Annotated in this window: 23 protein-coding genes; 15 read left to right on the top strand and 8 right to left on the bottom strand. The window is 67.0% G+C overall.

Features of this window, described 5'->3' with window-relative positions; translation table 11 throughout:
• Nucleotides 1-29 precede the first annotated feature (29 nt).
• Genes ACWGQ2_RS02205 through ACWGQ2_RS02190 form a run of 4 tightly spaced genes read left to right on the top strand, consistent with a single transcriptional unit; the run spans nt 30 to nt 2,494 of the window.
• Nucleotides 30-533 (top strand): hypothetical protein, encoded by a 504-nt coding sequence (locus tag ACWGQ2_RS02205; protein WP_452013886.1) that lies wholly within the window; start codon nt 30-32, stop codon nt 531-533.
• On the top strand, nt 530-1,525 hold the full coding sequence (locus ACWGQ2_RS02200) for a hypothetical protein (protein ID WP_452013884.1): 996 nt from the start codon (nt 530-532) through the stop codon (nt 1,523-1,525). The genes ACWGQ2_RS02205 and ACWGQ2_RS02200 overlap by 4 nt, the downstream gene beginning before the upstream one ends.
• Nucleotides 1,476-2,057 (top strand): hypothetical protein, encoded by a 582-nt coding sequence (locus tag ACWGQ2_RS02195; RefSeq protein WP_452013882.1) that lies wholly within the window; start codon nt 1,476-1,478, stop codon nt 2,055-2,057. The genes ACWGQ2_RS02200 and ACWGQ2_RS02195 overlap by 50 nt, the downstream gene beginning before the upstream one ends.
• 5 nt (nt 2,058-2,062) lie before the next feature.
• Nucleotides 2,063-2,494: a hypothetical protein gene (locus ACWGQ2_RS02190; protein WP_452013880.1), complete on the top strand. Its 432-nt coding sequence runs from the start codon at nt 2,063-2,065 to the stop codon at nt 2,492-2,494.
• 805 nt (nt 2,495-3,299) lie between these two features.
• Here ACWGQ2_RS02190 and ACWGQ2_RS02185 read toward each other — a convergent pair.
• From ACWGQ2_RS02185 to ACWGQ2_RS02160, 6 genes are read right to left on the bottom strand one after another with little or no spacing between them, the layout of a single operon-like run.
• Complete coding sequence (locus ACWGQ2_RS02185; RefSeq protein WP_452013878.1) at nt 3,300-5,012, bottom strand: amidase; 1,713 nt, start codon at nt 5,010-5,012, stop codon at nt 3,300-3,302.
• A complete protein-coding gene (locus tag ACWGQ2_RS02180; protein WP_452013876.1) occupies nt 5,012-6,070 on the bottom strand; it encodes an agmatine deiminase family protein in 1,059 nt (352 codons plus the stop codon). Before ACWGQ2_RS02180 ends, ACWGQ2_RS02185 begins: the two co-directional genes overlap by 1 nt.
• A gap of 23 nt (nt 6,071-6,093) precedes the next feature.
• The gene (locus ACWGQ2_RS02175) at nt 6,094-7,731 is read right to left on the bottom strand and encodes an amidohydrolase (protein ID WP_452013874.1); all 1,638 of its coding nucleotides are present in this window, start codon (nt 7,729-7,731) and stop codon (nt 6,094-6,096) included.
• Entirely contained in the window at nt 7,731-9,020 is a 1,290-nt protein-coding gene (locus tag ACWGQ2_RS02170) for an MFS transporter (RefSeq protein ID WP_452013872.1), read from the bottom strand. Before ACWGQ2_RS02170 ends, ACWGQ2_RS02175 begins: the two co-directional genes overlap by 1 nt.
• A gap of 53 nt (nt 9,021-9,073) precedes the next feature.
• Nucleotides 9,074-9,688, bottom strand: coding sequence for a TetR/AcrR family transcriptional regulator (locus ACWGQ2_RS02165; RefSeq protein ID WP_452013870.1), 615 nt, complete (start codon nt 9,686-9,688; stop codon nt 9,074-9,076).
• Between the two features lie 33 nt (nt 9,689-9,721).
• Nucleotides 9,722-10,345: a TetR/AcrR family transcriptional regulator gene (locus tag ACWGQ2_RS02160; RefSeq protein WP_452013868.1), complete on the bottom strand. Its 624-nt coding sequence runs from the start codon at nt 10,343-10,345 to the stop codon at nt 9,722-9,724.
• Between the two features lie 98 nt (nt 10,346-10,443).
• Here ACWGQ2_RS02160 and ACWGQ2_RS02155 point away from each other — a divergent pair, with 98 nt between their 5' ends.
• From ACWGQ2_RS02155 to ACWGQ2_RS02140, 4 genes are all read left to right on the top strand, one after another.
• Nucleotides 10,444-10,854 (top strand): RidA family protein, encoded by a 411-nt coding sequence (locus ACWGQ2_RS02155; RefSeq protein WP_452013866.1) that lies wholly within the window; start codon nt 10,444-10,446, stop codon nt 10,852-10,854.
• Nucleotides 10,855-10,899: 45 nt separating this feature from the next.
• Nucleotides 10,900-11,478, top strand: coding sequence for a hypothetical protein (locus ACWGQ2_RS02150; RefSeq protein WP_452013864.1), 579 nt, complete (start codon nt 10,900-10,902; stop codon nt 11,476-11,478).
• A 37-nt stretch (nt 11,479-11,515) separates the two neighbouring features.
• Nucleotides 11,516-12,016 carry a hypothetical protein gene (locus ACWGQ2_RS02145; protein WP_452013862.1) on the top strand — a complete coding sequence of 167 codons (501 nt, stop codon included), beginning with the start codon at nt 11,516-11,518 and terminating at the stop codon, nt 12,014-12,016.
• A gap of 181 nt (nt 12,017-12,197) precedes the next feature.
• Nucleotides 12,198-13,076, top strand: a complete 879-nt coding sequence (locus ACWGQ2_RS02140) for a DUF4190 domain-containing protein (RefSeq protein ID WP_452013860.1) — start codon at nt 12,198-12,200, stop codon at nt 13,074-13,076.
• Here ACWGQ2_RS02140 and ACWGQ2_RS02135 read toward each other — a convergent pair.
• A complete protein-coding gene (locus tag ACWGQ2_RS02135; protein WP_452013858.1) occupies nt 13,039-13,977 on the bottom strand; it encodes an EamA family transporter in 939 nt (312 codons plus the stop codon). The genes ACWGQ2_RS02140 and ACWGQ2_RS02135 overlap by 38 nt on opposite strands.
• A 331-nt stretch (nt 13,978-14,308) precedes the next feature.
• Here ACWGQ2_RS02135 and ACWGQ2_RS02130 point away from each other — a divergent pair, with 331 nt between their 5' ends.
• Nucleotides 14,309-16,129, top strand: a complete 1,821-nt coding sequence (locus ACWGQ2_RS02130) for a bifunctional metallophosphatase/5'-nucleotidase (RefSeq protein ID WP_452013856.1) — start codon at nt 14,309-14,311, stop codon at nt 16,127-16,129.
• Nucleotides 16,130-16,255: 126 nt separating this feature from the next.
• Here the strand turns inward: ACWGQ2_RS02130 and ACWGQ2_RS02125 are convergent, their stop codons facing one another.
• Nucleotides 16,256-17,800, bottom strand: a complete 1,545-nt coding sequence (locus tag ACWGQ2_RS02125; RefSeq protein ID WP_452013854.1) for a M20/M25/M40 family metallo-hydrolase — start codon at nt 17,798-17,800, stop codon at nt 16,256-16,258.
• 401 nt (nt 17,801-18,201) lie between these two features.
• Between ACWGQ2_RS02125 and ACWGQ2_RS02120 the strand changes: the two genes are divergently transcribed.
• The 6 genes from ACWGQ2_RS02120 to ACWGQ2_RS02095 all read left to right on the top strand — a co-directional run bounded on the left by ACWGQ2_RS02120 (nt 18,202) and on the right by ACWGQ2_RS02095 (nt 26,103).
• On the top strand, nt 18,202-20,100 hold the full coding sequence (locus ACWGQ2_RS02120) for an FAD-binding monooxygenase (RefSeq protein ID WP_452013852.1): 1,899 nt from the start codon (nt 18,202-18,204) through the stop codon (nt 20,098-20,100).
• Nucleotides 20,101-20,245: 145 nt separating this feature from the next.
• Nucleotides 20,246-21,538, top strand: a complete 1,293-nt coding sequence (locus tag ACWGQ2_RS02115; RefSeq protein WP_452013850.1) for an ion channel protein — start codon at nt 20,246-20,248, stop codon at nt 21,536-21,538.
• Between the two features lie 74 nt (nt 21,539-21,612).
• The gene (locus tag ACWGQ2_RS02110) at nt 21,613-22,689 is read left to right on the top strand and encodes an NAD(P)-dependent alcohol dehydrogenase (protein ID WP_452013848.1); all 1,077 of its coding nucleotides are present in this window, start codon (nt 21,613-21,615) and stop codon (nt 22,687-22,689) included.
• A gap of 2 nt (nt 22,690-22,691) precedes the next feature.
• Nucleotides 22,692-23,360: a hypothetical protein gene (locus ACWGQ2_RS02105; RefSeq protein WP_452013846.1), complete on the top strand. Its 669-nt coding sequence runs from the start codon at nt 22,692-22,694 to the stop codon at nt 23,358-23,360.
• Entirely contained in the window at nt 23,357-24,976 is a 1,620-nt protein-coding gene (locus tag ACWGQ2_RS02100; protein ID WP_452013844.1) for a GMC family oxidoreductase, read from the top strand. Before ACWGQ2_RS02105 ends, ACWGQ2_RS02100 begins: the two co-directional genes overlap by 4 nt.
• A 26-nt stretch (nt 24,977-25,002) precedes the next feature.
• Nucleotides 25,003-26,103, top strand: a complete 1,101-nt coding sequence (locus ACWGQ2_RS02095) for an NAD(P)/FAD-dependent oxidoreductase (RefSeq protein WP_452013842.1) — start codon at nt 25,003-25,005, stop codon at nt 26,101-26,103.
• Nucleotides 26,104-26,129 lie beyond the last annotated feature (26 nt).

Here is a 26,129-nt window from a genome sequence, read left to right as displayed (position 1 = left end):
ACGGTGAGTGAAACGACGATGGGGAAATAATGGCACTGCGTTTTACGAGGTCAGCAGGCAGGGCGCGTGAGCGGGCTGCCTCCGAAGCCGCCGTGGCAGCGCTCAACCTGACGGAGCACATCAGCTTCGACGAACTCCTTGCCGCTGTGGCCAAAGCCCACGGAAAACCGATTGAACTCCGGGATATTGACCATTCGATCATTCCCGCCGTGACCGGGCTGTGGATCGAGCGGGAAAAGAAGTCCGTCATCCTGCTGCCCGCCGGGGACAACCGGCTGCACCGGACCCACGCAGCCTGCCACGAATTCGGCCACATCCTTCTGCAGCACCAGGGGTGCGGGGGAGTGGAGACAGCTTCTCCGTCCGTGTTTGCCCACGTCGGCAGCCGCCGCGGCATCAAGACGATGCTGGCCCGGTCCCTGGACTGGAACGAAACCGAGCGCGCGGCCGAGCACGTCGCCTACCTGCTTTCCCTGGCGCTGCTGCCGAAGGACGGCGGGAGTCCCAGCGACTTTGAGCGGACGTTTATATGACGCTCCTGCAGGTCCTGCCGGTTCTGGTGCTTTGGGCGGTGGTAGCCATCCGGCTGGTAGGGCTGCGGGTCGGCTGGAAGCCTGGTGTTCTTCCGGCGGTGTCGGCTGTCGCAGCGGCGGCAACCCTGAACATCGATCAGGTGTATCTGGCGCTCGATCCGCTGCTGGGCGGCCGGAACATACTGAACCTCCTTGTCCACCTGCTGATGGGCGTCGGCATGACTGACCTCAGCCGGCTGCTGCTGCAGGTCACCGGGCGGGGCCGCCATGTAAAGGTACTGGTCGGCGTCGGACTTGTCCTGGCAGCGGTGCAGATTGTGCTGCTGGTCATCTCGGACACCCGCGGGTCCGCTGCCAACTTTACGGATACTTTCGGTACCATCGAAACCATCGCCTGGTACCAGGGCACTTTCTTTGCCTGGGTGGGCATGATCAGCGGCTACACCGCCTTTGAAATGCTGCGCCGAAACCGCAGCGGGGAATCCCGGGCATTCCGGATAGGGTTCGACGTACTGGGCTTCGGGTGCCTGTTTGGCCTGGGCGCAGTGGCCCTGAAGATGATCCAGATTGGGTTGGAGGTGCAGGGATCCGGAGAGAGCTTCAGCCGTGCCCTGGTCCTGGGATACAACATTCTGCTGGCGCTGATGATCCTGGGGTTCGCAGCGGGATTCATTCTTCCCTCCTCCGAGCGGGTCAAGGCGGCCTTCCGGGCCCGGGATGACCGCGCACGGGATATCGAGGCGCTTCGCCCGATTGTGGCCCGCCTGGTGCAGACGCCGGAAGGCCGCCGTTCATTGCGCGCAGCCAGCATCCACCTGCAGGGCCGGGCCTCGAAGGCGCAGCTCTACCGCTGGATCATTTTCATCGGTGACGTCCGCGTCCTGAACCCCGGGATGCTTTCACCGCAGGAAACCACGATTGTTGACGAGATAGGCACACGCATTGAGCACAACGGTTCACCGGTCCGGAATCCGGCATCCACTGGCCGCTAGCTTTTCCAGGATCCTGCCTCCGGCGCTGGTTCTGTCAGCGCTGGTGTTCCTGGCCGGGATGCAGGCCGGGCTGGGCTGGGCCGGTGCAGGCCTGCTCCTGGCCTGCATCATCGGAGTGCCGGGACTGCTGTACAAGCTCGCCAAACGTCCTTTCCAGCGGCGGGGGCTTCCGGACCGGCTGCGGATCCAGCTGCTTGCCGTCCTGACCTTCGCGGGCGCCGTCGCCTGTTTCCTGCTTCCGCTGGGGCCACCGGTTCCGCTTACCGTGGCCGCGCTGTTTGTGGGCAACGCGGGCCTGGTGTTTTTCCGCCGCTGGCTCAATGTGTCTGCCCACGTGTCCGTCATTACCTTCGGAGCGCTGTGGGTTGTGGCAGTATTCGGGGGAGGCTGGGCCTGGCTGTTGATATCATCGCCGGTGATGATGTTCAGCCGGGTTACCCTCCGTGAACACACATGGCCGGAGGCCCTCTCAGGCGCCTTGCTGGGACTGGCAACCTTCTGTTGTTTTCTTGTTGCAATGACTTGGAGCTGAACTAAGTGGAGAACTTCGATCTTCCTCCGGAGCGGGAGGCGGGCCTGCGGCGGGCCGAAACGCTCGCCAGGAAGATCAACCTGCTCCTGGACGTGATCATGTCCGAGTCCGGGAAGCCCTACGACTATCCCGCCATCCGCGACGGCGCCCGGGAAGCCGGGTACTACCTCTCCCGGACCCGCTGGTCGCTGCTGAAATCCGGCAAGGAACAGGTGGTGCCGGACGAAGCCCTGCGCGCTATCGCCGCGGTGTTCGACGTCGACCCGGAGTACCTGCTCCAGGAGGGCGGCAAGCTGCCCGAGCGGGTGGAGGCTGAACTGGAACTGATCCGCAGTCTGCGCCGTGCGGAGGTCCGCAACTTTGCTGCCCGCGCCCTGGGTCCGGTGGATCCGGAAGCGCTGCGGGCCATCGCGAAGATCCTCGACGAAGCCGACTAGGTTTTTTGGTTCGACTCACCCTGATTTCTTTGACCCTTTCGGCGTGCACTGTTAGGGTTTCACTCATGTCTCACACATGTGTGAAACATGAGTGAAACCAAGAATGCCGGACGGGGAAAGCGCTCGCTTAGTGCGAAGCCGCAGACATTATGTGATTGGGGGATCACGTCTGCACCCGGGGTCTCGTGTCCCGGGGGCTGCGCACCCCGTCCGCGTTCTTGGTCACCGCCCGGAACTCAGCCTCAGGGCGGTGTGAGCATGATCTGCTGCCCGTGGGGGGACCAGTAGGAGATTGCGGGTGAAAGCCAGCGGAGTGACTTCGCTGGCTTTTGCTGTGTCTGGGGTCCCGCAGCGGCTTACAACAGGTGGGAATCCGTGCACTGTTTCGGCGGACCATCCTGTGCTGCAATAACGCTGTTCTCAGCCGTTCGTGGCATCCTGTGCTGCAATAGCGTCGTTCCGCCGAGCCCGCAGCTGCAGTATTGCGACACAGGACGAAGTTGGCCCGGCCTAAGCACTGTTACTGCAACACAGGATTATCCGTGCCGGCACGGATTCCCCGCCGTCGTTGCTAGTGGGGCGGATGTGGTCCCAGGAGGCAACAGGTTTCACATCGGCAGGGAATCTGTGCAGCCGGACCTGGCCGTGGCGGAACTCATCCGCCCGGGTTCCCCGCCATCGTTGCTGGTGGGACGGATGTGGTCCCAGGAGGCAACAGGTTTCACATCGGCAGGGAATCTGTGCAGCACCCGGACCGTGCGCCGAATGCGCTCGGCGCCGGACGAGCGCCGGCCCCAGAACCGACCTACAGCCGAGGCGTCCGGGGAGGCTCGGTGCGGCGGGAACCGGTGGCCTCAAACGCAGCACCAATGCGGAGCAGAGCGTTGTCATCCCAGCCCCGGCCGGCAAATGTCAGCCCCACGGGCATACCTGTGTCGGCCATGGAACCCATGGGCACGGTGACTGTCGGGATGCCAAGATGCCGCGGCACCAGGTTGCCGTTGGCAACCCAGACACCGTTGCGCCAGGCCAGCTCGGCGGACTCCGGGTTCACATCGGCGTCGGCAGGACCTACATCGGCCACGGCCGGGAACACCACGGCATCCAGCCCGAGTGAATCCATCCACTCTTCAAGATCGATCCGCCGGGTTTCCTCCAGCCCCCGCACGCCTTCAGCCAGATGCGGGATCTCGGAAAAGGACTCCGCCGGATGGTTCCGGACGTGCTCGGGATACATTGCGATGTCGTCGTCGAACCCCGTGTAGCGGTCCGGCAGTGCACCCTCGGGGTGCGGGAAGATCGCAGCGCCGTCCACCTGTGCCAGGGCGTTCAGCTTCGGATCACCGTTGGCCGCCAGGAAGTCATCCCACGCCCAGGCCGAGAGGTCAACGATTTCCCGGTGCAGGAACTCCGGGCTGACCAGTCCGCGGGTGAACACGGTCGGTGCGCCGGGCCGGTCACCTTCGTAGTTGGAGACGACGGGAAAATCGACCTCTACCACCTCGGCACCGGCAGCTTCCAGGTCCCGCCGGGCTGCCCGCCACAGTTCCAGCACGGAGGCCCGGGTGTCGATCCGCTGCCCGGTCGGCCCGCCGATGCCGGGGGAGTCCGCAGTGCCGGCGTCGGGATCGGCGTTGATGTACATTTTCGGCACGCCAAAGCGCTTTCCGGTGAGCACGCCGCGTGCGGCATCGGCGGAGGGCACGGCCAGGCAAGGGTACGACGGCGGCCGCACCTCGGATGCGCGCGGCACCGAAACCCATGGCTGGGCGCGCCAGAAATCCCCGCGTGTCTCGGCGTCGTCCGCGACGATCACGTCCAGGACCTCGAGCAAATCGGCCATGGAACGCGTGTGCGGAACCACCACGTCCATGGTGGGCACCAGCGGCCAGTTGCCGCGGATGGAAATCACGCCGCGGGAGGGAGTGTAGGCGCAGAGGGCATTGCACGACGCCGGAGCCCGGCCGGAAGACCAGCTCTCCTCGCCGAGTCCGAACGCCGCGAAGCTCGCCGCCGTCGCCGTGCCCGATCCGTTGGAGGAGCCGGAGGCAAACGCCGAGGTGAGGAAGCCCGCGTTGTACGGGCTTTCGGCCCGGCCGTAGAGGCCGCGCTGCATGCCTCCGTTGGCCATGGGCGGCATGTTCGTCAGGCCGATCAGCACCGCACCGGCTTCGCGCAGCCGGCCGATGGTGAACGCGTCCTCCTGGGCCACGAGGTCCGCGAACGCCGGGGACCCGGCAGCGACGGTCAGCCCCCGCACCTTGAAACTGTTCTTCGCCGTGTATGGGATGCCGTCCAGGGGACCGAGGGTTTCCCCGCGGGCACGGCGGGCATCGGAGGCACGTGCCTCGGCCAGCACCTCCGGGTTCTCCACGACCACTGAATTCAGCATTGGTCCGGACCGGTCGTAGGCCTCGATCCGCGCCTGGTAGGCGGCAACGAGTTCCTCGCTGGTGGTTTTGCCGGATTCAAGCGCGTCCCGCAGCTCGGCAATGCCGGCCTCAACGACGTCGAACATCAGGCGCCGGCTCCAGAAGAACCAGGGCGGGGCGCGGGCTGCTGCTGGGTGATGCAGTGGATGCCGCCGCCGAACTCGAAGATGTCCCGCGCATCCACCAGTTCGATGGTGCGGCCCGGGTAGGCGCGGGACAGGATGTCCGCGGCAGCGGCGTCGTTCGTGTCATTGAAGGCGCAGAGGATGACCGCATCGTTGGCGACGTAGTGGTTGATGTAGGAGTAGTCCACGAACCCGTCGCCGGCGTCGATCACCGTGGGCGCGGGGACGTCGATGAGTTCCAGCTTCCGGCCGCGGGCATCGGTGGCCGATTCGAGGACGGCACGGATTTCCTGCATCACCTCGTGGTCCGGGTGGGCCGGATTGTCCTGCCGGTGCAGCAGCACGGTGCCGGGGGAAGCGAAGCACGCGACGATGTCCACGTGGCCGCGGGTGCCGAACTCGTCGTAATCGCGGGTCAGGCCGCGCGGCAGCCAGATGGCCTTGGAGGTGCCGAGCCGGGCGTGGATTTCAGCTTCCACCGATGCACGGGTGGCGCCGGGGTTGCGGCCCGGATCGAGCTGCACTGTTTCGGTCAGCAGCACCGTGCCCTCGCCGTCGGTGTGGAAGCCGCCGCCTTCGTTGACGAGGCTGCTGGCGTAAACCTCAGCACCGGCCTGCCCGGCGATGAACCGGCCCAGGTGCTGGTCCTTATCCCAGGCCGCCCAGTCCTGCGCGCCCCAGCCGTTGAAGATCCAGTCCACTGCAGCCACGGATCCGTCTGCCGCGTGGATGAAGGTGGGCCCGGAATCCCGCAGCCACGCATCGTCCAGCTCGGCGGCCAGGACCTTGATGCCGTCGCCGAGGTATTCGCGGGCGGCATCCAGGTCTGCCGGATCGGCCAGGACTGTGACCGCCTCGTATCGGGCGATGGTGCGCGCGACGGCGGACCAGGCGGTGCGTGCCCGGTCCAGGGTGGCGCTTCCGGGCTCGCCGAACGTCTCATTCGGCGGCGGGAATGCCATCCAGGTGCGTTCGTGGGGAGCCCACTCAGCGGGCATGGAAGTGATGCTCGAAGACATTTCGGTGGATCCTTACGCGTCGTTTAGCTCAGGGTAGCGGCAGCGGCGTCGAAGACCGTTTCGCCGCCGGTAACGGTCAGTAACACGCTGTTGGTTAGGAGATTCTCTGCCGGGGAGGTCAGCGGGTCGCTGGCCAGGACGGTGAAATCGGCCCGGTAGCCGGCAGCGATCCGGCCCAGGCTGGCTTCGGCGCGGCAGGAGAACGCGGCATCGCGGGTGGCGTGGCAGATGGCATCGGCCAGGTCCAGGGCGTATTGGGGCAGGTTGGCGGGAAGGCCCGGTTCCAGCGCTGACTTCCTGGTGGCGGCAACGTACAGGTTCGGCAGCGCCTGGTACGGGGCGGTGGGCGCGTCGGTGCTGATCGCCAGCGTGGCGCCCGCGGCGGTGAACTCCGTCCACGGGTAGGCGCGGTCCACCCGTGCGTCCCCGAGCACGGCCTGCCAGTTCTCCTGGATCGCCGGATCCGCGTGCACGGGCTGGACGGAGGCGACGACGCCGAGATCCGCCAGACGGGCAACGTTGGCTTCGGTGACGGTTTCCAGGTGTTCGATCCGGTGGCGGCGGTCGCGCGGACCGTTCACCGTAGCGGCGTGTTCCAGTGCGTCCAGGGCGATGTCCGAGGCTTCGTCGCCAATGGCATGCAGCGCCACCTGCAGGCCTGCGGCATCCGCGGCGGCAACTACCGGCAGCAGTGATTCCCGGTCCCAGATGGGGCCGGAGGTGCTGCCGTCCGCGTAGGGTTCCTTCATTGCGGCGGTGCAGCTGTCAATCACCCCGTCCACGATGATCTTGATCCCGCACAGCTGCAGGTACTCGGCAGCGGGCTGCGCCGCCAGCCGGCGCGCCAGCTCCAGGGCCCGGTCCACCTGTGCCAGGTTCTCGGCGGTGCTGTCCCTGCGGTGGATCAGCCAGTGGCCCTTCACCCGCAGCGGGAGGGAACCACGGCGGGCCAGGGCACGTTCGAAGGCGGCGACGTCGTCCTCCTGCACTGCCATGTCCACCGCACCGGTGACGCCGGCGGCAGCGTAGTGCTCGAATGCGGACTCCAGCCAGGCATCGCGGTCCTCGTCGTGGGCCGCACCGGCGAGTGCGGGCCAGACGATCTGCATGGCGGCGGTTTCGTACAGCATGCCGTCCGCAGCGCCGGCGGCGTCGCGGCCAATGCGCCCGCCGAGCGGGTCCGGCGTGCTCTCATCGATGCCCAGTTCGGCCAGCGCAGCAGTGTTGACCCACACCGAATGCAGGTCATTGGCGTCCAGGTACACCGGCTTGTCCGGCACCGCGGCGTCCAGCAGTTCCCGGGTGGGCGCGGCGCCGTCGAGTGCGGTGTGCAGCCAGCCCGCGCCGAGGATGCGCGGTGCATCCGGGTTCTCCGCGTCGGCCTGCCGCAGCCGTTCCTGCAGCCCGGCGAGGGTCGAGGCGTCCCGCAGCTGGACTTTGCCCAGCGCCTGGCCGGTCATCAGCAGGTGGGTGTGCGCGTCGATGATGCCGGGGAGCACAAACGCGCCGCCCAGGTCCACGGTGCGGGCACCGGGCCCGGCGGCAGCGGCTGCGGAGGCTGCGTCGCCAACGTAACTGAACTTCCCGCCGTCGACCACAAACGCGGCGGCGGGCGGACCGTCGGCGGTGAAGACCGCGGCGTTGGTGTAGAGCGTGCGCATCAGGCCACCACCGCTGCGGGTGCGGGTGCTGCAGCAGCCTTTTCGGCGCGGACCGAGTAGCGGGAGATCAGCACGAACGGCACCAGCAGGGCCAGGGTCATGACTGCCAGGAGAATGCCGAGTGCCTCGTAACCGGCGGAGGCAGAGACCGCGGTGCCGAGGAACGGCGCGAAAGAGGAGCCGATCAGGTAAACACCGAGCGCCGGGGCGGACCACTTACCGGACGCATCCAGGGCAGCGGCGATCGCGATGATGTAGACAAAGGCGATCAGGTAGAGCGTGTTCCAGATGATGATGACCACCATGTAGAGACCCGAATCCTCCACCATGCCGGAAACGAACTTCATGGCGGCGCCGGCAACCAGGACGACGGCGAGGGGGAGCGTGCGGCCCAGCCGTCGGCCGGCAAGTGCCACCAGGGCCGAGCCGGCCAGGCCGCCCAGCGTGGAGAGGCTGAGCACCAGGCCCATGCCGGTTTCATCGAGTCCGGCCTGGTCAGCGCCCATGGTGGCGGCAACGGCCCAGAGCGAGTCCTCGCTCAGGCCCCAGAGGGCGAAGCAGGCGAGCAGCGCCAGGCCGGCCAGGGTGGCGGTGCGTGAGGTTTTGGGGCCGGCCGGGGAGGCTGTTCCGGCGGCAAGGCCCAGGGCGGCGGCAGCGGCGCCGGGTTCCGCCGTCGGACGGTCCGGCAGCCAGCCGGTTGCCAGCAGTGCCGCCAGGGCCAGTCCGGCGAACAGGCCGAACGCGCTGCCCATGCCTGCGCCGAGGACGGGGATCACAAAGAGAACCACGGAGACGATGGCCCGGTTGCTGAAACCGCTGATGCCCGAGGCCCGGTCCGGGTTCCGCAGCGCACCCAGTGCGGCGCCCGCGGAGGAGACTGCGCCGCCGGCGCCCAGGCCGCCGAGGATGACGCCGGCAATAACCACCGGTTCGGACGGAATGAAGGCCGCTGCGCCGAATCCGGCGGCGGTCAGCGCCAGCCCGGCGCGGGCAATAATGTAGCGGCCGGATGCAGCAGCCCAGCGGGAGGTGAGCAGGCAGGAGGCTGCGCAGGCCAGGAGCGACGCCGTCATCAGGGTCCCGGCAGCCGTGACGGAGAAGCCGAGGTCCCCGGTGAGGGCGACGATCATGATAGGCACCAGGTTGGCGGTCATAAAGCCGATCACGCCGATGCCGAAGACCGCGACGGCGCGTTTGGCGGTGAGTGGAACGCGCCCCTCAGCGGTGATGGTCTGGGCCATGGTGTCTCCCTCAGTACGTGCGGTGAAGAGTAAGTGAATGGATTTCATTTACTTTCCGGCACCGGGCCCGCCTTGCGCAATAGAAAACGAAAGGCTTTCAGTTACGTTTGTGTTAAATCCTGTGCCCGCAGTCCCTCGATGAGTACATCCAGTCCCAGCTCGAAGGCTGCCTCGGCCCTTCCTTCCACGGTGAAAGGCTCTTCGAGGGCGCGTTCAAGCGCCGGGAACTGCCCTTTCGGCGGAGCCCAGACCACGGCAGGGGCATTGAGTTCCATCGCGGAGCCGAGTACCAGGTTGTCGATGAGGGACAGGGCAGACACAATGCGGTGCGGCGGGAGGCCGGCCTGTTCCAGGGCGAGTGCCATGGTTTCGTACGCGGACAGTGCTCCCGGATCCTGGACGGTCTGGGCAAGGATCAGCTGCACCAGCCGCGGATGGGAGGCAATGCATTCCCGGTAGGCGCGGATCACCGCGCGCAGGGCCTCGTCCCAGGGCAGGTCCTGCACCGGCACCTGCAGTTTTTCGGCGAAGACCCGTGCGCGGATCAGCTCGATGATGTGCTCGCGGTTGTCGATGTGGTTGTACAGCGAGGACTGGCTGACCTCCAGCCGGCGTGCGATCCGGGGAAAGCTGAAGTTTCCCGTTTCGTCGATCAGCTCCAGTGCCGTCGTGACGATTCCGTCCACGGATAGCAGCGGTGAGCGGGGACGGGGCATGCAGGGACTCCTCGGATAGTGGGACTCAACAATCTACCGGCCGCCTGGCTCCTGGAGGTTCCACCCCGCCTGCACGGACCGGCGGGAGCGCTCCGGATCATCGCCGGAGCCGGCGAAGAGTGCACTGAGGATTGGAACGGCGTGCTGCAGCGCTTCGCTCGGGAGCGGGCCCCCGGCTACGAGGGACAGCAGGCCGTGGGCAACCGCCCAGCTCTGGGTTGCGACGTCGAGCGGTTCCGTATCCGGGTGCAGCCGGCCGACGTCGATGGCCCGCCGGGCTGCCCGGACCAGATAGTCCAGGGTTGCGTCTGCCGCAGGCAGGTCCACGAGTTCGATGCTGGCGTCGAACATCACCCGGTAGAGGTCCGGATGTTCCAGCCCGTGGCGGAGGTAGGCGCAGATCAGGGCAGTGAGGTCCTGCAGCGGATCATCAGTGGCGGGAATTATTGAGAAAGCTTCTTCCAATCCGGTGAACCCCTCCTGCCGCAGCGCCTGCCACATGCCTTCCATACTGCCGAAATGGGTGTAGACGGCCATGGTGGAGGCGCCGGTGCCGGCCACCAGGGAACGGAGCGTCACCGGCTCGCGGTCGCGGAGCATCCGCGCCGCGCGTTCCAGGAGCCGCCGTCGTACCGCCGGATCAGTGGGGCGTGCCATGCCGTCAACACTACATGGCATAGCAATGCTATGTTATTTCCAGCAAGCCACCGGAGGCAGTCCAGCTTCCATCGGCCCTACCCGCCAAGGAGCAATCCATGTCCGTCACCCTGCTGAACCCGAGCACCTTGCCCGAGGTGCCGCTGTACCGCCAGGTCGCCGTCGCCTCCGGATCGAAGACCGTCTACATTGCCGGCCAGGTGGCCCTCGACTCCGCCGGCAACCTGGTCGGGGAAGGCGACCTCGCCGCGCAGGTGGAACAGGTGTACCTGAACCTGGCTGCTGCCCTGGAAGCCGCCGGTGCCTCCTTTGCGGACGTGGCCAAGCTGACCTGCTACCTCGTGGACTACAAGCCCGAGGAATTCCCGCTGTTTATGGAAGGCCGGGACCGTGCCGTCCAGAAGCTGGGCATCGCCGAGCCGCTGCCGCCGTTTACCGGCATCGGCGTCGCGGCACTCGCCGGTCCCGGGCTGCTGGTGGAGATCGAAGCCGTGGCCGTGCTGGACTAGGGGCCGCACTCCCGCACGGTCCGTGCTCAGGGCTAAGCTCCGGGCATGGGTTGGGGAGACTTCTGGCAGGCCGCAGCGGACTGGGCCATCACGTGGATTCCGGTGCTGGGTCCGCTGGGGATTCTGGTGACGGCGCTGGTTGCCTACTTCGCGTACCGGCAGAAGCTGGAAGCGGACCGCCGGGCTCAGTGGTGGGTGCGTGCCCAGTGGGCGCTCGAAGCGTCCCTGAGCGCCAATCCGCGCCGCTCCCTGGCCGGGCTGGCTGTGCTGAATGACCTGAAGACCTCATCGCTGGCAACCCGCGAGGACAGGGAGCTGTTCCGGCTGATAGCGGTGACGGCTCAGGAGGAACTGCTGGGCCCGGCGGCGGGCCCGGGTTCGGGTTCGGGCCTGGGCTCCGGCCTGGGGCCGGGTGCTGGACTCGATGGGCCGGGGTCGGCCGGCGAGCGGGGCGTGCCGGGTGGCGGACCGGCTGTGCGGAGCGTGCGGCGGGATCAGGATTCCCTGCTGGAGGCTGCCCTTCGGGCGCAGCTGGAACAGCTCGCCGGGGACCGGTCGGCACCCTCCGCCTTCTTGCCGGGGTCATCTGCCGCGCCTACCGTGGGAGAGAGCCAAAACCACTGACCCGCAGGTTCCCTGTGGTGTCCAACCCAGCGAGGCGATGATGGGCTCCCAGCCGTTCGACCCCAGGGGTTATCAGGGGTATCCGCCGCAGGGGCAGGACCAAGGCAGGGGGCTGGCGCTCGGTGGTCTGATCCTGGGCATAGTTGCACTCCTGCTGTTCTGGATTCCGGCAATCAACGTCCTGGCGGTAGTAATCGCCATCATCGGACTTGGACTGGGCATCGGGGCGCTGGTCATTGCCGGCCGGGCGCGCAGCTCCGCCAAAGGCCTGTCCGTGGCTGCCATCATCATCTCTGCGGCAGCGCTTGTGCTCAGCATCCTGGCGGCAATCATGTGGGCATCGCTGTTTACCCCGATGGACGGGAACACCGTTACTCCGTCCCCCGCTCCCACCAGTACGGTCACGCGCACCACCGCGCCGTCGTCGTCGGCGCCGCCTGCGACCGGCAGTACCGCGCCCTCGTCTGCGCCCTCAGGCACCGCCGGGTCCACCTCCGCTCCCGCGGCCCCGACCAGCGGAGCCACCGCATCGCGCTGATTGTGCGGGACCACCGGGATGCCGGGATGTCGATATACCAAGGCCGACGCCGGAACGCAGCAAGTCCTTGTAGCCCCTGCCGGGCGCGCCTACGGTTGAAAGACCCAAAAAATCGACCCGCTGCCGGGAGGGCCAGAAACAGGGTTCCCTTGCTGCGGCGTCCGAATCCAGCGAGGCGATCATGGGTACTCAGCCAAACGATCCGATGTACGGCTACGGCGGGCAGGGGTATCCGCCTCCGCCGGGGTTTATGCAGTCCAACCAAGGCAGGGGCATGGCGCTTGCCGGCCTGATCCTGGGAATCATTGCCCTCTTCCTGTTCTGGATTCCGCTGATCAGCTGGGTGGCTCTGATCATGGCGCTGGTTGGACTGGGGCTCGGCATAGCGGCACTGGTGACGGCTGTGCGGCAGCGAACGTCGGCTAAGGGTTTGTCCATCGCTGCGGTGGTGGTCTCCGGTGTTGCCCTGATAGCCACGATCCTGGGCACGGTTTTCTGGGGAGCGCTTTTCAATGCGGTGGAGGAGGAGACCAACAACCCCTCCTCCACAAGAACTCCGTCGGCCACAGCCAGTCCTTCCGCCGGCCCTTCGTCGGCCACGGCCAGTCCTTCCGCCAGCTCCCCGTCGGCAACTGCCAGCGCGGAGCTGCTCCCCCTGGGAACCGCGGCGGAAGTGGGGGAGTACACGGTGACCGTTTCCAGTGTTCAGCTGGATGCGACCGATGCGATCCTCGGCTTCAACGAATTCAATCAAGCGCCCGAGGGGCAGTATGTGCTGATAACTCTCGACGTCGTTTACAACGGCAACGAGGAAGGTGACCCCTGGCTGGACCTCACGCCGGCCTTCGTGGGATCCGACAGTCGCCAGTATGACGAATCGACGTGTACCGCCACGCTCGACCTGGAGGGCACCTCGGTGCCCACGCTCGAGAACGGCGGAGCAGCACAGTACGAGGTCTGTATGGACATTCCTGCAGCAGCGCTTCCGGGCCAGCGGGTGCTGGTGGAGGAAACCTTCGGAATTAGCGGCCCCACCGAGGCGAGCTGGCAGACCCAGTAACCGGCCGGCGTCGGGCCCTGCCTTCCGGGACTGACGGGGCCGGCCGCGCTATCGAGCCGGCAACGTTCGCGGCGATCAGTGCGCCGAGGATGAGTACCAGACCGGCCAGCTGGCCCGGTGTGAAGGACTCACCCAGCACAGCTGCCCCCGCGGCCGCAGCCACCACGGGGCTCAGCAGGGACAGGAAACTGACGCCGGAGGCCGGGAGCCGGCGGATCCCGCGGAACCACAGCCAGTACGCCAGTACCGTCCCCACCAGCGCCAGATACAGGTAACCGGCACCATGCGCGGCAGTGAAGTCCGGCAGTGAGGGCCCCTCCACCACCAGCATGACCGGTACCAGGAACATCCCGCCGGCTGCCAGCTGCCACGCGGTCGAGACCAGCGGTCCGGCGGGCGCCTGCCAGCGTTTGGTCAGCACAATGCCCGCTGCCATCGAAGCCGCCCCGCCCAGTGCTGCCAGCACCCCGGCGGCGTCGAGCCGGGCATCTGATGAAAGGACCAGCAGGCCCACCCCGGCGATTCCCGCGGCACCGGCCCCCAGCTTCACCGGCCCCAGGCGCTCGCCGAGAACCCGCGAGGCAAGCACCGCCACCAGCAGCGGCTGCACCGCGCCGACCATCGCCGCCACACCTCCGGGCAGCCGGTAGGCAGCAATGAACAGCAGCGCAAAGAAGGCACCGAAGTTGAGCAGCCCCAGAACTGCTGACTTCCACCACCACGCACCGGCTGGCAATCGGCGGAGCACAGCCAGCAGCACCAATCCGGCCGGCAGGGACCGCAGGACGGCGGCCAGCAGCGGCCGGTCCGGAGGCAAAAGCTCCGTGGTGACCAGATAAGTGGTTCCCCAGGCGAGGGGAGCGAGGGCCGTGAGGGACAGCAGGCTGAGTTTGCTAAGCACTTAGCCATAATTACCTAAGTGCTTAGCAATGTCTAGGGTGTCCCACCATCGAGATTGCAGAAACTGCCCGTATGAGCGCTCAAACGTGCAGTTTCTGCAATCTCGGGGAAGGGGACAGGCGCCGTCCGGCACCTGATATTTTGCGGTTCCGATCGCGCAAACGGGGCGGTGGGCCTTTCCACCGCGCAGGGTGCCGGGAAAGGCTGCCTAGGTACCCTAACCCCCGTCACTCCCTCCAAGGAGCTGGTTTCCAGTGTTCTTCCCATCACCCAGGCCGCGTACGCGCATCGCCGCCGTCCTCGCCGCCCTCTGCGCGGCTAGCCTTGTAGTTATGCCATCTGCTGCCGCCTCGCCGGGCCCCGGTCACGGCTCCGCCCACGGGTCCGGACACGGAAACGGGCCCGGCCACGGCGGAAAACCGGGGCACCCCGGGGATCCCGGCAAGCCGGACAAACCCGGTCATCCCGGCAAGGACAAGACGGCCAGCATCACGGTCATGGGCACGTCAGACCTGCACGGCTACATTGAAAACTGGGATTACTTTCAGAACGCGGAGTACGACGACGCCGCCGGCAACGACGTGGGCCTCGCCAAGATCTCCGGCCTGGTCAACCAGGTCCGTGCTGACCGCGGGGTCGACAACACCCTGCTGATCGACGCGGGGGACACCATCCAGGGCACGTCACTCACCGACTACTTCGCCAACGTGGAGCCCATCACCGAGACGGGTGAAATCCATCCGATGGCCGCCGCCATGAACGCCATGGATTACGACGCCGCTGCCCTGGGCAACCACGAGTTCAACTACGGCACCGACCTGCTTGCCCGGTTCGAGGATCAGCTGGACTTCCCGCTGCTCGCTGCCAACGCCGTTGATGAAGCCACGGACGAACCGGCCTTCAAGCCGTACATCATCAAGACCGTCAAGCCGAAGGGCGCCAAACCGATTAAGGTCGGCGTCCTGGGCCTGACCAACCCCGGCATCGCCATCTGGGACAAGGGCAACGTTGAAGGCAAGCTGCGCTTCCCGGGCCTGGTGGAAACCGCTGCCGAGTACGTGCCGCAGATGAAGGCCGCGGGAGCCGACGTCGTTGTGGTCAGTGCGCACTCCGGCACCTCCGGCACATCCTCCTACGGTGATGACCTCCCGCTGGAGAATGCCGCGACGCAGGTCGCGGAGGAGGTTCCCGGGATCGACGCGATCCTGGTGGGCCACGCGCACCAGGAAATCCCCGAGCACTTCGTCACCAACAAAGCCACCGGCGAGCAGGTTCTGCTGACAGAACCGCTGAACTGGGGCATGCGCCTGTCCGTCATGGACTTTGAACTGACCAAGGTGCGGGGCCAATGGGACGTGACATCGGCGTCGGCCTCCCTGCTCAACGCCAACACCGTCGAGGCTGATCCGGTGGTTTCGGATCTGGTCCGGGACGCGCACCAGCGGGTCATCGACTACGTGAACACACCGGTGGGCACGGCTACGCAGACCATGCCGGCCGCCGAGTCGCGGTACCGGGACACGGCCGTGATCGACTTCGTCAACGAGGTGCAGACCCAGGCGGTGGAGCGGGCGCTGGCCGGCACTCCTGCCGGCGACCTCCCGGTCCTTTCCATCGCGGCGCCCTTCAGTCGGACGGCGGTGATCCCCGAGGGGCCGGTGACCATCCGCGACCTCGCCGGCCTCTACGTCTTCCCGAACACGCTCTACGCGGTGGACATGAGCGGTGCGCAGATCAAGGACTACCTCGAGTACTCGGCGAAGTACTTCAACCAGACGGCTCCGGGTGCTCCGGTGGATCCGGAAACCCTGACCAATGCGGACGGGACTCCCGATTACAACTACGACATGTTCTCCGGCATCGGCTACGACATCGACATCAGCGCGCCGGTGGGGGAGCGGATCACCAATCTGACGTACGACGGCGCTCCGCTGGATCCGGAGCAGCACTTCGCCGTTGCAACCAACAACTACCGCCAGTCCGGCGGCGGGAACTTCCCGCACATTGCCACGGCTCCGGTGCTGCTGAACCAGCAGACCGAAATCCGCCAGCTGCTGATCGACTATGTGGTAGCTAACCAGAGCATCGATCCGGCTGCTTTTGCCGAAGAGAACTGGCGGCTCGTCCGGGCTGGTGTGCCGGTCTTCGAGTAACCAGACCTGTTCGTTGGTGGGCTGTGCCCGGACCCGATGGGGCCGGGCACAGTCTTTTTTGTTGCTCCGCGGCGCAGAGCTGGCCAACCCGGTGGGTGGCTGCCCGCCCTTCCGGTCGCCGCCAGACTAGACCCGGAATCTGGAGAAGACCGAGTACATGTAGTCCGTGCCCTGCTGCAGGGCTGCAGTGAAGATCCGCTCGTCGTTGCCGTGCATGCCAATCAGCTGGTCATTGCTCAGGACGTAGGGGTATACGCCGTATCCCGGGATCCCGCGGTCACGCCATGGAGCCAGGCTGGTGCCGGCTTCAAACAGCGCCGGTGTGAAACGGGCGTCAGGGTAGGTCTTCCGCGACGCCGACTTGAGAGCTTGAAACAGATCGGTGTCCACGTCTGCCGGCGGGATGGCCCACGTCTCGTCCAGGGTTGCCAGGTACTCCTCTTCGCTGACTCCTTCGGGAGCGGCAATCCTGACCTCGACGTCGCTCCGGGACAGCTTGCCCCGGACCTGGTCAAGGAAATCCCGGGGTTTCTGCCCGCCCGGAACTGCGCGGCAGTTGAGCCGTGCCTCGGCCGTGGAAGGGATGACATTCTCCTTGTATCCGGCGTTCTCGATCACAAACGCGTGGGTGGTGCGCAGGAGCGCGCTGTGCAGTGCAGGGTAGGGCGACTTAGCGATGACCATTCGCGCCCAGCGCTCGAGCATCTGCGGATTCCGAGCATCGAGCATTCGCCGAAGTGCCTGGGCGAACCGCCTGTTTGAGGTGGCCTTGGCCAGGGCGCTGAAGTACTCGCGGGTTACGTCAGTGAGGTAGACAGGCGCCTGCCAGTCACCCAGCTTCGCGACGGCGCGGGCCAGAGTGACTATCGAGGCGTCATCGAGCGGCTTCGAGGAGTGCGTCGCTGTGCCCCGGGCAACGAGATCGATGTTGAAGTAGACCTTGTCCTGGCGGGTCGCGCTGATGAGCATCGGCGTGGTTCCATCGTCCTGGGCCAGGAACCAGCCGCCTTCGGTGAAGACGGAACCGGAGTCGAGCTTGTCCCAGTAGTTGGCCGCGAGCCAGCGGGATCCGAAGGAACCCGCTTCTTCGTCGCAGTCCGTGAGCACAATGATGTCCCGGTCGAAACGGGCGCCCTCGCTCAGGTGGCGCAGCAGGGCTGCGATGGAAGCGGCATTCGCACCCTTCATGTCCAGCGCCCCGCGCCCGTAGATTTCGCCGTCACGAATCTCACCGCTGAAAGGATCCGCCGTCCAGTTTTCCAGCTCCACCGGAACCACGTCTGAGTGGCCAAGCAAGAGCAGTGGCTCGGCCCGGCCGGTGCCCGGAATCCGGGCGATGAGGTGGACGTTGTTCGGCTGCGGCGTGTCTATGATTTCGACCGGAACGCCGGCACGGGTCCAGACCTCCTGCAGCATTTCCGCGTGGGATCGGGTGTTGGCTCCGGTGCCGAAGTTCTGGGTATCGAAGGAGAGCATCCGCCTAAGCAGGTCCAGCGGATCAGTGTCCGTGCCGGGGATGGCCGGAGCCGATGGTGCGGGAACGGCCGACGGCGCGGTCAGCAGGCTGAGTCCGGCCAGACCGGCAGCGGTGGTGCCGGCGACGCCGCCCAGAAAAGTCCTGCGGCGGACGCTGGGTGCCGGCTGGCTGTTATTGGATGTGGGTGTGCGCATGATTGATCCCTCTCGGTGCGGGCCGGCTCTGTCCCAGTGAAGGACGCCGGGGCTGCCACGGTGTCAGGGGCCCTAAGTAACTCGCAAGACCTGCGGCTGGAATCGCGGCAAACGCTCGGGCGTACGCCTGAGCCGGTTGACGCCCGCAGCGTGCGACGGGCACACTCCCGCCCCTCGGGCGCCGATTAGGAGCCTGCTCCAGTTTGGAAAATCGCTCCGGTACGGCTCGCCGCGGACCCTGGACAAGGCCCCCAAGATGTCGGCCAGTCCGCAAACCGTCACACGAATGAACGTGCTTGTGACCTGCGTCATGCCTCAAGTACAGTAAATCCGAGCTTGATTCGAATATTGAACGAGTTGTTCAAATATCGAACACGAAGAACCAGAGAAGTGAGGACACTGTGCAGTTCCACCACCACGGCTACGTTTCCGGAGATCCGCGCGTCGAGCCGGCAGCAGGCGTCGGCATTGACCGCCCCGAAGAGCTCCCCGAGGAAGTCGACGTCCTGATCGTGGGCTCCGGCCCGGCAGGCATGCTGGCCGCGGCACAGCTGTCCCAGTTCCCGAACATCACCACCCGCATCGTCGAGCGCCGCCCGGGCCGCCTGGTCATCGGCCAGGCCGATGGCATCCAGGCCCGCAGCGTGGAAACCTTCCAGGCGTTCGGCTTCGCCGAGGAAATCACCGCCGAGGCCTACCGCATCACTGAGATGTGCTTCTGGCGCCCGGATCCGGAGAACCCGGAAAACATCGTCCGCTCCGGCCGTGCGCTGGATGACCCCGCCGGGATCAGCGAGTTCCCGCACCTGATCGTCAACCAGGCCCGCGTCCTGGACTACTTCGCCAGGTTCATGGCCAACTCCCCGGCCCGTATGAAGCCGGACTACGGTTACGAGTTCGTTGACCTGGAGGTCGACGACGACGCCGAGTACCCGGTCACCGTCACCCTCCGTCGCACCGCCGGAGCCGACGAAGGCACCGAGCGCACGGTCAAGGCCAAGTACGTGGTGGGCTGCGACGGCGCCCGCAGCAAGGTCCGCCAGTCGATCGGCTCCACTCTGGCCGGCGACGCCGCGAACCACGCCTGGGGTGTCATGGACGTTCTGGCCTCCACCGACTTCCCGGACATCCGCACCAAGTGCGCCATCCAGTCCTCCAACGGCGGCTCGATCCTGCACATCCCGCGCGAAGGCGGACACCTGTTCCGCATGTATGTGGACCTGGGTGAAGTCCCCGAGGGCGACAACGGCGCCGTCCGCAAGACCAGCATCGACGAGATCATCGCCAAGGCCAACGCGATCCTGCACCCGTACACGCTGGACGTGCGCAACGTTGCCTGGCACAGCGTGTACGAGGTGGGCCACCGGCTCACCGACCGGTTCGACGACGTCAAGCCGGAGGAAGTCGGCACCCGCACCCCGCGCGTCTTCATCACCGGCGACGCCTGCCACACCCACAGCGCCAAGGCAGGCCAGGGCATGAATGTGTCAATGCAGGACGGCTTCAATATCGCCTGGAAGCTCGGCCACGTGTTGGACGGCCGCGCACCGGAGTCATTGCTCACCACCTACTCCGCCGAGCGCCAGGTGGTGGCCAAGAACCTCATCGATTTCGACAAGGAATGGTCCACCCTCATGGCCAAGAAGCCTGAGGAGTTCGAGAACCCCTCGGATCTGGAGGACTTCTACGTCCGCACCGCCGAGTTCCCGGCCGGCTTCATGACCGAGTACACCCCGTCCATGCTGATCAGCGAGGCGAAGCACCAGGACCTGGCCACCGGTTTTCCCATCGGCAAGCGTTTCAAGTCCGCTCCGGTGCTGCGGGTCAGCGACACCAACCCGCTGCAGCTGGGCCACCAGGCCAAGGCAGACGGGCGCTGGCGCATCTACGTCTTCGCGGACGCGGCCCCCGCCGGCACGCAGTCCGGTGTCAACGAGTTGGCCGAGTGGCTGCAGAACGCGCCGGAATCCCCGCTCGCTGCGCAGCCGGTCGACGGCGATGATGACGCCTGGTTCGACGTGAAGGTGATCTACCAGCAGGACCACACCGGTATCGACATCAATGCAGTGCCGCAGGTCTTCAAGCCGCAGGTTGGCCCGTTCCGCCTCACCGACCTGAACAAGGTCTACGGCACGGATCCCGAGCAGGACATCTTCGATCTTCGCGGCATCGACCGCAGCGGCGCCATGGTGGTGGTCCGCCCGGACCAGTATGTTGCCTCCGTGCTTCCGCTGACCGCCGCGGCGGAACTCGCAGAGTTCTTCGCGCCGCTGGTCCCCGCACGCCAGCCGCAGCACTAGGTGCACAAAACCCAGGACGACGGCGGCACCCCGGTGCCGCCGTCGTCTTGGGTTTAACCGTGTGGTTTCGCAGAATCCCGCAGTGCTGGCCGCCCCCGAAGCCCTGAGCGTACGCTGAAAACAGCGCCGCCCAGGAAGGCACACCATGCCGGCATCCGCGGGAAACACAGACGACCCCCTGGCGAAGAACCGCGTCCAGACGCTCGCAGCGGCTTCGGTTCCGGCGCTCCTGACCGGAGTGCTCTCCGCCCTGATCCTCTTCGCCTTCGACGAGATCAGCCTGCTGCTGCAGCACCTGCTCTGGGAGAACCTGCCGCACGCCGCCGGCATCGACCCGGACAGCGGCTGGTGGATCTTCGGGATGCTCACCGCCACCGGGCTGGCGGTCGGGCTGATCGTTCATTACGTACCCGGCCACGCGGGCCCTGACTCGGCAGCTTCCGAACTCGGCGGCCCGGCCCTGCCGCTGCGGGTGGTGCCCGGCCTGGCCGCCGCCGCCGTCGTCGGTCTGGCGGGCGGTGTCAGCCTAGGCCCGGAGAACCCGATCATCGCCATCAACACTGCGGTCCTGACGGTGCTTTTGGCCCGCACCTATCCCCGCGTGCCGGCGAAACTCGTGGCCGGACTGGCCGTCGCCGGAACCGTGGGGGCGCTCTTCGGCACCCCCGTCGCCGCAGCCCTGCTGTTCACCGGTCTGGCCGGGTCCATGGCCACCAAAGGGGCACTCTTTGACAAGCTGTTCCTGCCGCTGGTCGCTGCCGGGGCAGGCGCGGCAACCATGACCCTGCTGGGCGGAACACTGCTGAGCTTCACGGTTCCGCCCGCCGGAGTACACACCGGGTGGGACGTCCTAGCGGCCCTGCTCATCGCGCCGGCCGCAGCGGCATTCGGGCTGCTGGGCGTTGTTGTGTTCCGGTGGGCGCACCGCTGGGCCCGCCGGCTGCGGAGCCCAATCCTGTTCACCACCCTGGGCGGGGCCCTGCTGGGCCTGCTCGGTGTGCTGGGCGGTCCGCTCACCCTGTTCAAGGGCGCCGAGGAATCAGCTGAACTGCTCGGCAGCGGGCCGGAGCCCTTTGGCGCGCTGCTCCTGCTCGCCGCCGTGAAACTCGCGGCTCTGGTAGTCGCGGCGGCCACCGGGTTCCGGGGCGGGCGGATCTTCCCCGCGGTGTTCACCGGCGTCGCGTTTGGGCTCGCCGCGCAGGCGATGGTGCCTGCCGTGCCGGTGAGCGTCGCCGTCTCCGCTGCCGTGCTCGGTCTGGTCCTGGCAGTGGCCCGGGACGGCTGGATGGCCCTGTTCATCGCCGTCGTCATCACCGGGGACGTGACGGTGACGGCACTGATGTGCCTGGCCGTGCTGCCGGCCTGGCTGGTGGTCACCAGTGCGCCGCACATGCTGGCGGAGGACGACGCCGGTGCCCGCCCCGCCGGGCCCGGCTAACCAGGCAGGGGGTGTTGGAGCCGGGGGAACGCGGGATACCATTCCGGCCACAGTCCATTGCAAAGGAGCAAGGCATGAAAGCTGTTCGGGTGCACGCCTACGGGGAAGACGCACGCATTGACGAGGTGCCGGAGCCGGTCATTACCGGTCCGTGGGATGTGCTGGTGCAGGTGGGAGCCGCAGGTGTCTGCCGCACGGACCTGCACGTCCTCGAGGGGCAGTGGGACGCGATCCAGCGCCCGGAACTGCCCTACATCCTGGGCCACGAGAACGCCGGCTGGGTGCTGGAGACCGGTTCCGCGGTGACCAATGTCCAGCCCGGGGATACGGTGATTATGCACCCGGTAGTCACCTGCGGACTCTGCGCCCCGTGCCGGGCAGGGCAGGACTCACACTGCGAAGCCTCCGCCTTTCCCGGCCTGAACACCGACGGCGGCATGGCCGAACTGCTCAAGACCAGCGCCCGCGCCGTGGTGAAGCTGGATCCCTCCGTGGCGCCGTCGGACGTTGCAGCCCTGGCCGACGCCGGCCTCACCGCCTACCATGCCGTGCGCCGGGCCGTGCCGCTGCTGCCGCCGGGATCGGAAGCCGTGGTGATCGGCGCCGGCGGCCTGGGACACATCGGTGTGCAGTCACTCAAAGCACTGACCGGCGCCCACATCACCGTGGTGGACACCTCCGATGCGGCGCTGGCACTGGCCAAGGAACTCGGCGCCGACGCGACCGTGAACCCCAATGACCTGCACCCCGCGGCCCGCGCCGTCGGTGAACCCCCGGCAGACGCCGTCGTCCTCGCCGTCCTGGACATCACCTGCGGGGGAGCGCACGTGGTCTTCGACTTTGTGGGCGAGCACGGCACTGAAATCACCGGCCCGGCCATGCTCCGCAACCGGGGCAGCTACTACGCAATCGGCTACGGCGGCACACTGGCGCTGCCGACCATTGACCTGATCTCGCGGGAAATCAGCGTGGTGGGAAACCTGGTGGGCACCTACCAGGACCTGGCCGAACTGATGACGCTGACCTCACAGGGAGAAATCACCCTGCACACCACCACCTATGACCTCCAGGACGCAGTCCAGGCGCTGCACGATCTGGACGCAGGAAAACTCACCGGCCGGGCCATCCTGGTCCCGGAGCAGAAAGGCTGACAATGACGTTTCCCGCCAAGTACCCCACGCTGAACCAGACCAACCTCACCCCGGAAGCCCGGGCCATCCTGGAACGGATCATCCGCGTCGCGTTTCCGCACCCGAACTTCCCGGATGCCGCCTACGAGCGGATGGCCAGCCGGATCGTCGCCGAAGCCGATTCCTCCACCTGGTTCCGGGTGGTGCTTACACAGGGCCTGATCGCCCTCGGCGCCCAGTCCGAGGAACCCTTCCTGGAACTCTCTGACGAACGGGCGCTGGCGGTGCTGCGGCGGGTCTCGGATCTGGAGTTCTTCGGGTTCATCCGCCGAACCACAGTACTGAACCTCTATGACGATCCGGACGTCTGGGAAGTCCTCGGCTACGAAGGCCCGTCCTTCGACAAGGGCGGATACCTGAACCGCGGCTTCGATGACTTGGACTGGCTGCCGAGCCCCCGGGTCGAAGGCGCCGCGGAACAACTGCAGGACACCGGGCCGCTGCCGTACCAGGTGGGCAAACCCGCCGACGGACCAGCAGCCGCCGGGACCGACGCCGCTGCAGGCAGCTTTGACAGCGCACCGGACCGGGACACCGCCGCCGGCTCAAAGGCCGCCCGCGCGGCAGGACCGGCCCCCGAATCAGGAACCGAAGCCCAGGCGCCGCAGCAGCGCGGAGGAGGAAGCAAATGAGCACCCAGAGTTTCCGGCCCGTAGAAGCCGCTGACCCGCTGGCCCAGTCGGCGCACTTCGAGCACGACGACGACTCCGTGGTGGTGATCGTCGGCTCCGGTGCCGGCGGGGGAACCCTGGCCCACGAACTGGTGGAAAAGGGTGTGAAGGTGGTGCTCCTGGAAGCCGGGGCGTTCCTCACCAACTCCGACTATGTGAACAACGAATGGGAAGCGTTCAACCAGATGGCCTGGCTGGATCCGCGCACCACATCCGGGTCCTGGCGCATTGCACGTGATTTCCCGAACCTGCCGGCCTGGATCGTCAAGGCGGTGGGCGGAACCACCACCCATTGGTCCGGCGCCACGCCGCGGTTCAAAAAACACGAATTCGCCGCCCGCAGCACCTACGGGCGGATCGACGGCGCGAGCCTCCTGGACTGGCCGCTCACCCTCGAGGAACTGGAACCCTACTACGACCGGGCCGAGAAGAAGATGGGCTCCACCCACGTCCACGGCCGTCCGCCGCTGCCTGCCAACAACAACTACAAGGTCTTCGCCAACGGAGCGGAGAAACTGGGCTACCGGCACTTTGCCACCGGCCCGTACGCCACCAACGCGGAGCCGTACGACGGCCGGCCCGCTTCCGTGCAGGACGGCTTCAACTTCCAGGGCGACAAGTCAGGAGCCAAGTGGTCGATCCTGGTCTCGGAGATCCCCAAGGCGTTCAAGACCGGGCTGCTGGATCTGCGCCCCGGCTGCCACGCCGTGCAGATTACCCACACTCCCGCCGGCAAGGTGGACGGGGTTGTCTATGCCGACGCTGACGGGCAGCTGCAGCGGCAGAAGGCGCGGGTCGTGGCGGTGGCCGGCAACGCGATCGAGACACCGCGGCTGCTGCTGCTCTCCGCCTCCCCGCTTTTCCCCGACGGGCTGGCCAACTCCTCCGGGGAAGTGGGCCGGAACTACATGCGGCACACCACCGGTTCGGTGTACGCCCAGTTCGACTCACCCGTGCACATGTACCGGGGCGAAACCATGGCCGGGCTGATCGCGGACGAGTCCCGGCACGACCCCGACCGCGGGTTCGCCGGCGGCTACTACATGGAGACGATCTCCCTGGGTCCGGCCTTCCTTGCTTCCTTTGTGGACCCGGGCGCCTGGGGGCCGGGCTTCGCCGCGATCCTGGACGGCTACCGCCGCACAGCCGGCATGTGGATCGTGGGGGAGGACATGCCGCAGGCGACCAACCGGATCACGCTGAACTCCACGGTCACGGACCCGCTCGGCCTCCCCGTTCCGAACGTGCATTTTGACGACCACCCGAACGACGTCGCCATGCGCGAACACGGCTACGGCCAGGGCCAGGCACTGTATGAGGCAGTGGGAGCGGTGTCGGCGGTCCGCACCCCGCCGTATCCCTCCACACACAACCTTGGCACGGCACGGATGAGCGCCCGGCCGGAGGACGGAGTCTGCAACGGATTCGGCCAGGCCCATGACGTGCCGAACCTCTTTATCTCCGACGGTTCCCAGTTCACCACCGGGGCAGCCGCCAACCCCACGCTGACGATCGTGGCGCTGGCCATCCGGCAGGCAGAGCACATCGCAGCCCAGATGGCAGGAGGAGCGATCTGAACCCGCCAGCCGCCGAACGGGTCGCCGTGCTGGGCGGCGGCGTCCTGGGCCTTTCCACAGCGGTGGAACTGCTGCGCGGCGGTGCCGAGGTGCTCCTGCTGACCGAGGCAAAGGCGGGCAGCGGGGCGTCCGGGCGCTCGCTGTCCTGGCTGAACGCCGGCGGCGCCTACCCGGACCCGTACTTCCGGCTGCGGATGGCCGGGATTGACCGCTACCGCTCCCTGCTGGCACGGAACCCGGCCGCGGACTGGCTGGCGTTCGGCGGCGGGCTGTACTGGGACGATGATCCGTTCGAGGTGATCGAGCGGCACAACCGGCAGACCCGCGCAGGGTATGAGGCGCGGATGCTGGAGCGCGACGACGCCGCCTCCGCCGTGCCCGGGATCGACCCGGGTGTGCTTCCGCACCGGGTGCTGGTCAACCCCGGCGAAGGATGGGTGGCATTGCCGCAGCTGCTTCGGCTGCTCGCGGAGGAATTCACTTTCCGGGGCGGAACCCTGATTGAGGACGCAGGGCTGTGTTCGGTTCAAACCGGGCCGGACGGGAGGGCCGCCGGAGTGCGGACAGCTTCCGGGCAGGAATACGGTGCCGGCACGGTGGTGGTGGCCTGCGGCGCCGGCACCCCGGCGGTTCTGGGCGAAGCCGGAATCCAGCTGCCCGATGCGTCTGATCCCGCCGTGCTGTTGATCTCCGAGCCGCTGAACCACGGGCTGCAGACTGTGCTGAACACTCCGCGGATCTCCGTCCGGCCGCACCCGGGCGGACGGCTGGCCATGGACCATACCTGGTACCTGGACCTGGTCAGTCAACGGGAAGACGGCAGCTGGGACCTTCCCGCCGATGTGCTCGAGGAGGTAGCTGCCGAGACCAGCCGCCTGCTCGCGGGAAACCCGGAGATACGGGTCCAGTCCTGGCACGCCGGGCTGAAACCCGTGCCCGGTGACGGGGAGCCGGTGCTGGGGGAGCTGCGGGCCCTGCCCGGCTGCTGGGCCGTGTTCACGCACTCCGGGGCAACCTTGGGGCTGATCGCCGGTGAGCTGGTGGCGGATGAAATCCTCACCGGCCGCCGGCACCCGATGCTGGAACCGTTCCGGCCCGAGCGGTTCGGCTTCGGCTGGGAATCCTGAGAACCGGGTTCCCGGCCGCGCCGCGG

The sequence above is a fragment of the Arthrobacter sp. NPDC055585 genome, assembly GCF_053619115.1.
This window is presented reverse-complemented; position numbering and strand designations above follow the sequence as displayed.